This window comes from Pseudomonas sp. NPDC098747 (assembly GCF_044760045.1).
GTDB lineage: Bacteria > Pseudomonadota > Gammaproteobacteria > Pseudomonadales > Pseudomonadaceae > Aquipseudomonas.
This window is the reverse complement of record NZ_JBIWAL010000032.1, coordinates 23,111-29,292: the sequence shown is the minus strand read 5'-3', so window position 1 is coordinate 29,292 and position 6,182 is coordinate 23,111. Positions and strand designations below refer to the sequence as shown.

At 57.6% G+C, this 6,182-nt stretch carries 5 protein-coding genes; all 5 read left to right on the top strand.

What is annotated here, in order from left to right; genetic code table 11:
• Positions 1-376: 376 nt before the first annotated feature.
• The 5 genes from ACIQVE_RS19025 to ACIQVE_RS19005 all read left to right on the top strand — a co-directional run bounded on the left by ACIQVE_RS19025 (position 377) and on the right by ACIQVE_RS19005 (position 6,181).
• Positions 377-736 carry a glutamine amidotransferase gene (locus ACIQVE_RS19025; protein WP_402810937.1) on the top strand — a complete coding sequence of 120 codons (360 nt, stop codon included), beginning with the start codon at positions 377-379 and terminating at the stop codon, positions 734-736.
• 95 nt (positions 737-831) lie between these two features.
• The gene (locus ACIQVE_RS19020) at positions 832-2,190 is read left to right on the top strand and encodes a glutamine synthetase family protein (protein WP_402810935.1); all 1,359 of its coding nucleotides are present in this window, start codon (positions 832-834) and stop codon (positions 2,188-2,190) included.
• Between the two features lie 56 nt (positions 2,191-2,246).
• Positions 2,247-3,611, top strand: a complete 1,365-nt coding sequence (locus tag ACIQVE_RS19015; RefSeq protein WP_402810933.1) for an aspartate aminotransferase family protein — start codon at positions 2,247-2,249, stop codon at positions 3,609-3,611.
• A 171-nt stretch (positions 3,612-3,782) separates the two neighbouring features.
• Positions 3,783-4,895: a polyamine ABC transporter substrate-binding protein gene (locus ACIQVE_RS19010; RefSeq protein WP_402810931.1), complete on the top strand. Its 1,113-nt coding sequence runs from the start codon at positions 3,783-3,785 to the stop codon at positions 4,893-4,895.
• Positions 4,896-5,083: 188 nt separating this feature from the next.
• Positions 5,084-6,181, top strand: a complete 1,098-nt coding sequence (locus ACIQVE_RS19005; RefSeq protein WP_402810929.1) for a polyamine ABC transporter substrate-binding protein — start codon at positions 5,084-5,086, stop codon at positions 6,179-6,181.
• Position 6,182: the final 1 nt, after the last annotated feature.

The window sequence follows — 6,182 nt, the reverse complement described above, 5'->3', positions numbered from 1 at the left end:
AAATAAACAAACACAACCTAAAACTACACAAACAAACAAACTAAATAAATAAACGACTAACATACGATCAAATTAACCGCACGCGATGGTACCGACATGATGCAACACCTTTGTTGTTAAAAATATCAATCATTGATCTTTTCTGGTTTCAGTCAACCCGAACGGCCTGCCGAAGTCAAGCGAGGCCTTTTTTGCCCTAAAAAAGCGCTGCGAGGGCATTTATGGGGCATTTTCGGGCGGTTTTTAGCCCTTGGGACGCTTGGCACCCGCAGGCTTGAGCAGGCCGTGTTGTATTTTTTACGGGGGTGTTGTGTAAAAAAATGAACAAGGCTAAGCTCGGATCAAACCCATAACAGCAATAATACCGGGGTGCTTCATGTCTCGCCTGTCGATAATCGGCGTCACCGACTGCTCGCAACAGTCCGGTCTGCATGCTTATCACATCAGTGGCGAATCGTCCGTGCACAGCGCAGCTAATAAGGCTCGCAGCCTGCCGACGATAATCTCGTCCGCAGCAGCCGTCAAAACGGCAACGTCCGATATTCTGGACGCATGGCAAGCCATCCTCTTTATGGCGTCTCCTTCCAATATAGATCTCTTTTTCCCACAAAGCCTGTGCCGCTTTCCCAGCCGTGCTCACGATTCTGCACGTGCGGGTTGTGCACAGGAAATGCAACACCAGCGTAAAGGGCAGGTAAGCTCCTCTTTCATTGTCTATGCGCGGTGCCAGGCGTAAGCCGGCATTGCGCGCAAGCAAGCCCCCTTTAACGCGACGCGCAAGCGTCAAACTTTGCCTGACGTCATGTCAGGAGACTCAGCCCAGAGGCATTTATGAGTAACAACCTCGACCAGCTCACCGATTGGTTGAAAGACCGCAAGATCACAGAAGTCGAATGCATGATCGCCGACTTGACCGGTATCACCCGGGGCAAGATCTCGCCGACCAACAAGTTCATCGCCGAAAAAGGCATGCGTCTGCCAGAAAGCGTTCTGTTACAGACCGTGACTGGCGATTACGTCGAAGACGACATCTATTACGAACTGCTCGACCCGGCCGACATCGATATGATCTGCCGCCCCGACCAGAACGCCGTGTACCTGGTGCCGTGGGCCATCGAGCCAACCGCCCAGGTGATCCACGACACCTACGACAAGCAAGGCAACCCGATCGAGCTGTCGCCGCGCAACGTCCTCAAGAAGGTCCTCAAACTCTACGCCGACAAAGGCTGGCAGCCGATCGTGGCGCCAGAGATGGAGTTTTACCTGACCAAACGCAGCGACGACCCGGACTATCCGTTGCAGCCGCCAATCGGCCGCTCCGGGCGTCCGGAAATCGGTCGTCAGTCGTTCTCTATTGAAGCAGCGAACGAATTCGACCCGCTGTTCGAAGACGTCTACGACTGGTGCGAGTTGCAGGAACTGGATCTCGACACGCTGATCCACGAAGACGGCACGGCGCAGATGGAAATCAACTTCCGTCACGGCGACGCGCTGTCGCTGGCCGACCAGATCCTGGTGTTCAAACGCACCATGCGCGAAGCCGCGCTCAAGCACGACGTGGCCGCGACCTTCATGGCCAAGCCGATGACCGGCGAGCCGGGCAGTGCGATGCACTTGCACCAGAGCATCATCGACATCGAGACCGGCAAAAACGTCTTCTCTAATGAAGACGGGAGCATGAGCCAGTTGTTCCTGCATCACATCGGTGGCCTGCAGAAGCTGATCCCGGAATTGCTGCCGCTGTTCGCACCGAACGTCAACTCGTTCCGCCGCTTCCTGCCGGACACCTCGGCACCAGTGAACGTGGAGTGGGGCGAAGAGAACCGTACCGTGGGCCTGCGCGTACCGGATGCCGGCCCGCAGAACCGCCGTGTGGAAAACCGCCTGCCGGGCGCCGACGCCAACCCGTACCTGGCGATTGCCGCGAGCCTGCTCTGCGGTTACATCGGCATGGTCGAGGGTCTCAACCCGAGCGCGCCGGTCGTCGGTCGTGGTTATGAGCGCCGCAACTTGCGCCTGCCGCTGACCATCGAGGATGCGCTGGAGCGCATGGAAAACAGCGCGACGGTCGAGAAGTACCTGGGCAAAACCTTCATCACGGGCTACGTCGCGGTCAAGCGGGCCGAGCATGAAAACTTCAAGCGCGTGATCAGTTCGTGGGAGCGTGAGTACCTGCTCTTCGCCGTCTGATACGCCGGGCGCGGTGGTCAGCCGCCGCGCCTTCACCGATAACAAGGAGAATTGGCATGACCAGCAACAACCCGCAAACCCGTGAGTGGCAAGCGCTGAGCAGCGATCACCACCTGGCCCCGTTCAGCGACTTCAAACAGTTGAAAGAGAAGGGCCCGCGGATCATCACCAACGCCAAGGGCGTTTACCTGTGGGACAGCGAAGGCAACAAGATCCTCGACGGCATGGCCGGTCTGTGGTGCGTGGCCATCGGTTACGGTCGCGAAGAGCTGGCCGATGCCGCCAGCAAACAGATGCGCGAACTGCCGTACTACAACCTGTTTTTCCAGACCGCCCACCCGCCGGCACTGGAACTGGCCAAGGCCATCGCCGACATCGCGCCAGAAGGCATGAGCCACGTGTTCTTCACCGGCTCCGGCTCCGAAGGCAATGACACCATGTTGCGCTTGGTTCGCCACTACTGGGCGATCAAGGGCCAGCCGAACAAGAAAGTCATCATCAGCCGCAAGAACGGTTATCACGGTTCCACCGTGGCCGGCGCGAGCCTGGGTGGCATGACGTATATGCATGAGCAGGGCGACTTGCCGATCCCGGGCATCGTTCACATCGCGCAGCCTTACTGGTTCGCTGAAGGCGGCGACATGACCCCGGAAGAGTTCGGTATCTGGGCGGCCAATCAGCTGGAAGAGAAGATTCTCGAAGTCGGCGTCGACAACGTCGGTGCCTTTATTGCCGAGCCGATCCAGGGCGCCGGCGGCGTGATTATTCCGCCCGACAGCTACTGGCCGCGTGTGAAGGAAATCCTCGCCAAGTACGACATCTTGTTCGTCGCGGATGAGGTGATCTGTGGTTTCGGCCGTACCGGTGAGTGGTTCGGTAGCGATTTCTACGACCTCAAGCCCGACATGATGACCATCGCCAAAGGCCTGACCTCCGGCTACATCCCGATGGGTGGCCTGATCGTGCGCGATACCGTGGTCGCGGTGCTTAACGAAGGTGGCGATTTCAACCACGGTTTCACCTACTCCGGTCACCCGGTGGCGGCGGCAGTGGGCCTGGAAAACATCCGCATTCTGCGCGAAGAAAAAATTATCGAGAACGTGCACAACGAAACGGCACCGTATTTGCAGAAACGACTGCGGGAACTGAACGATCATCCATTGGTGGGTGAAGTTCGCGGGGTCGGTCTGCTGGGGGCGATCGAACTGGTGCAGGACAAGGCCACCCGCAAACGTTACGAAGGCCGTGGCGTGGGCATGATCTGCCGCCAGTTCTGCTTCGACAACGGGCTGATCATGCGCGCCGTGGGCGACACCATGATCATCGCGCCGCCGCTGGTGATCAGCAAAGCGGAGATCGACGAGCTGGTTACAAAGGCACGCAAGTGCCTGGACCTGACCCTCAGTGCGTTGCAGGGCTAAGTGCTAGGCTTTGTGCGGGAGTGCCCAGGCGCTCTCGCGCAAAGCTGTCAGAAAGGCTGGTCTTTCCTTGAAAGACCGCCTCGGAACTTGCCAGACTAGCCGCGGTTCCAGTTGTCCGGGTTCGGCCGCTGAACAAAGTGGTTCAAAAAAGAAAAATTTGGAGCATTACGCATGAAGGCATTAGGCAAAAAGCTTGCTGGCAAGACACTTCTCGCTCTGTCCATCGCGGGCATGATGGCGGGTGCGGTTCAGGCGGACGACAAGGTGTTGCACGTCTACAACTGGTCCGACTACATCGCACCGGACACCGTTGCCAAGTTTGAAAAAGAGACCGGCATCAAAGTCGTTTACGACGTGTTCGACAGCAACGAAACCCTGGAAGCCAAACTGCTGGCCGGTAAATCCGGTTACGACATCGTGGTGCCGTCCAACAACTTCCTCGCCAAGCAGATCAAGGCCGGCGTGTATCAGGAGCTGGACAAGTCCAAGCTGCCGAACTGGAAGAACCTCGATGAAGACCTGCTCAAAGCCGTTGGCGATGCCAGCGACCAGGGCAACAAACACGCGTTCCCGTACATGTGGGGCTCGATCGGCATCGGCTACAACCCGGAGAAGGTCAAGGCTGCACTGGGCATCGACAAGATCGATTCCTGGGACGTCGTGTTCAAGCCTGAGAACATGGAGAAGCTGAAAAGCTGCGGCGTAAGTTTCCTCGATGCACCGACCGAAATGATTCCGGCAGCGCTGCACTATTTGGGCAAGCCGACCAACAGCAAAGACAAGGCTGATCTGAAAGCCGCCGAAGACCTGTTCCTCAAGGTTCGTCCATCGGTTGCCTACTTCCACTCCTCAAAGTACATCTCCGATTTGGCCAACGGTAACCTCTGTGTAGCTGTGGGCTACTCGGGTGACCTGGAACAGTCGAAGTCGCGCGCCAAGGAAGCCGGTGACAAGGTCAAGCTGGCCTACACCATTCCGAAAGAAGGCGCCGGTACGTTCTACGACATGGTTGCCATGCCAAAGGATGCCACCAACGTCGAAGCAGCCTACAAGTTCATGAACTACCTGCTGCAGCCGGAAGTGATGGCCGAGATCACCAACGCCGTACGTTTCCCGAACGGCAACAAGGCAGCCACGCCGCTGGTGGACAAAGACATCACCAGCGATGCGAGCATCTATCCTTCGGCTGAAGTGAAGAAGCAGCTCTACGCGATCAGCGATCTGGATGCAGCCACACTGCGCCTGATCACCCGCAGCTGGACCAAAATCAAATCTGGCAAATAAACCGGTTTGAAGCCGCAACCGTTGGCCGTCGTCTGCGCGACGACGGCCAGCGGAATAATTAAATGACAGAAAGTTTTGCTGGAACGGTTTTTCGAGGGTAAGTTGCGCGCCGGTTTTGTTGCCGGGCAGCCATGGCTGTCATGCAACGCTGGGCAACTTGGGCCCAACTAATTTTAGAGGACCTCCACGTGCCGATTTTTTCTTCTTTGCGCAATGCCCTGCTGGCCGCTGCCGGCCTGACGATCGCCGTCGGTGCCCAAGCCGCCGGCACGGTGCATATTTATAACTGGTCGGATTACATCGGCGAAACGACGCTGGCCGACTTCCAGAAAGAGACCGGGATCAAACCGGTCTACGACGTGTTCGACTCCAACGAAACCCTGGAGGGCAAGTTGCTCGCCGGGCGTACTGGCTACGACGTGGTTGTGCCGTCGAACCACTTTCTCGGCAAGCAGATCAAGGCGGGCGCGTTCCAGAAACTCGACCGGGCGCAGCTGCCGAACTACTCGAATCTCGACCCGGCGCTGCTCAAGCGTCTGGAGCAGAACGATCCGGGCAACCTGTACGCCGTGCCGTACCTGTGGGGCACCAACGGCATCGGCTACAACGTCGATAAAGTGAAGGCTGTGCTCGGCGTCGACAAGATCGACTCCTGGGGAGTGCTGTTCGAGCCGGAAAACATCAAGAAGCTGCAAAGCTGTGGCGTCGCGTTCCTCGATTCGGCCGATGAAATGATGCCGACCGTGCTCAACTATCTGGGCCTGGATGCCAACAGCACCAATCCCAAGGATTACGAGAAAGCCACCGACAAATTGCTCGCCGTGCGCCCCTACGTAACCTACTTCCACTCCTCCAAATACATCGGCGACCTGGCCAACGGCGACATCTGCGTGGCCATTGGCTTCTCCGGCGATATCTTCCAGGCGAAGAACCGCGCAGATGAAGCCAAGAAGGGCGTGAACATCGCCTACACGGTGCCGAAAGAGGGCGGCGCGTTGTGGTTCGACATGCTGGCGATTCCCAAGGATTCGTCGAACGTGAAGCAAGCCCACGCCTTCATCAACTATCTGCTGAAACCTGAGGTGATCGCCCAGGTCAGTGATTCAGTCGGTTACGCCAACCCCAACCCGGGCTCGGACAAGCTGATGGATCAATCCATCCGTAGCGATGAGTCGGTTTATCCACCACAGGCCGTGATCGACAAGGCCTACGTGTCGACCGAGTTGCCACCGAACATTCAGCGCCTGATGACCCGCAGCTGGACCAAGGTCAAGTCGGGGATGTAAG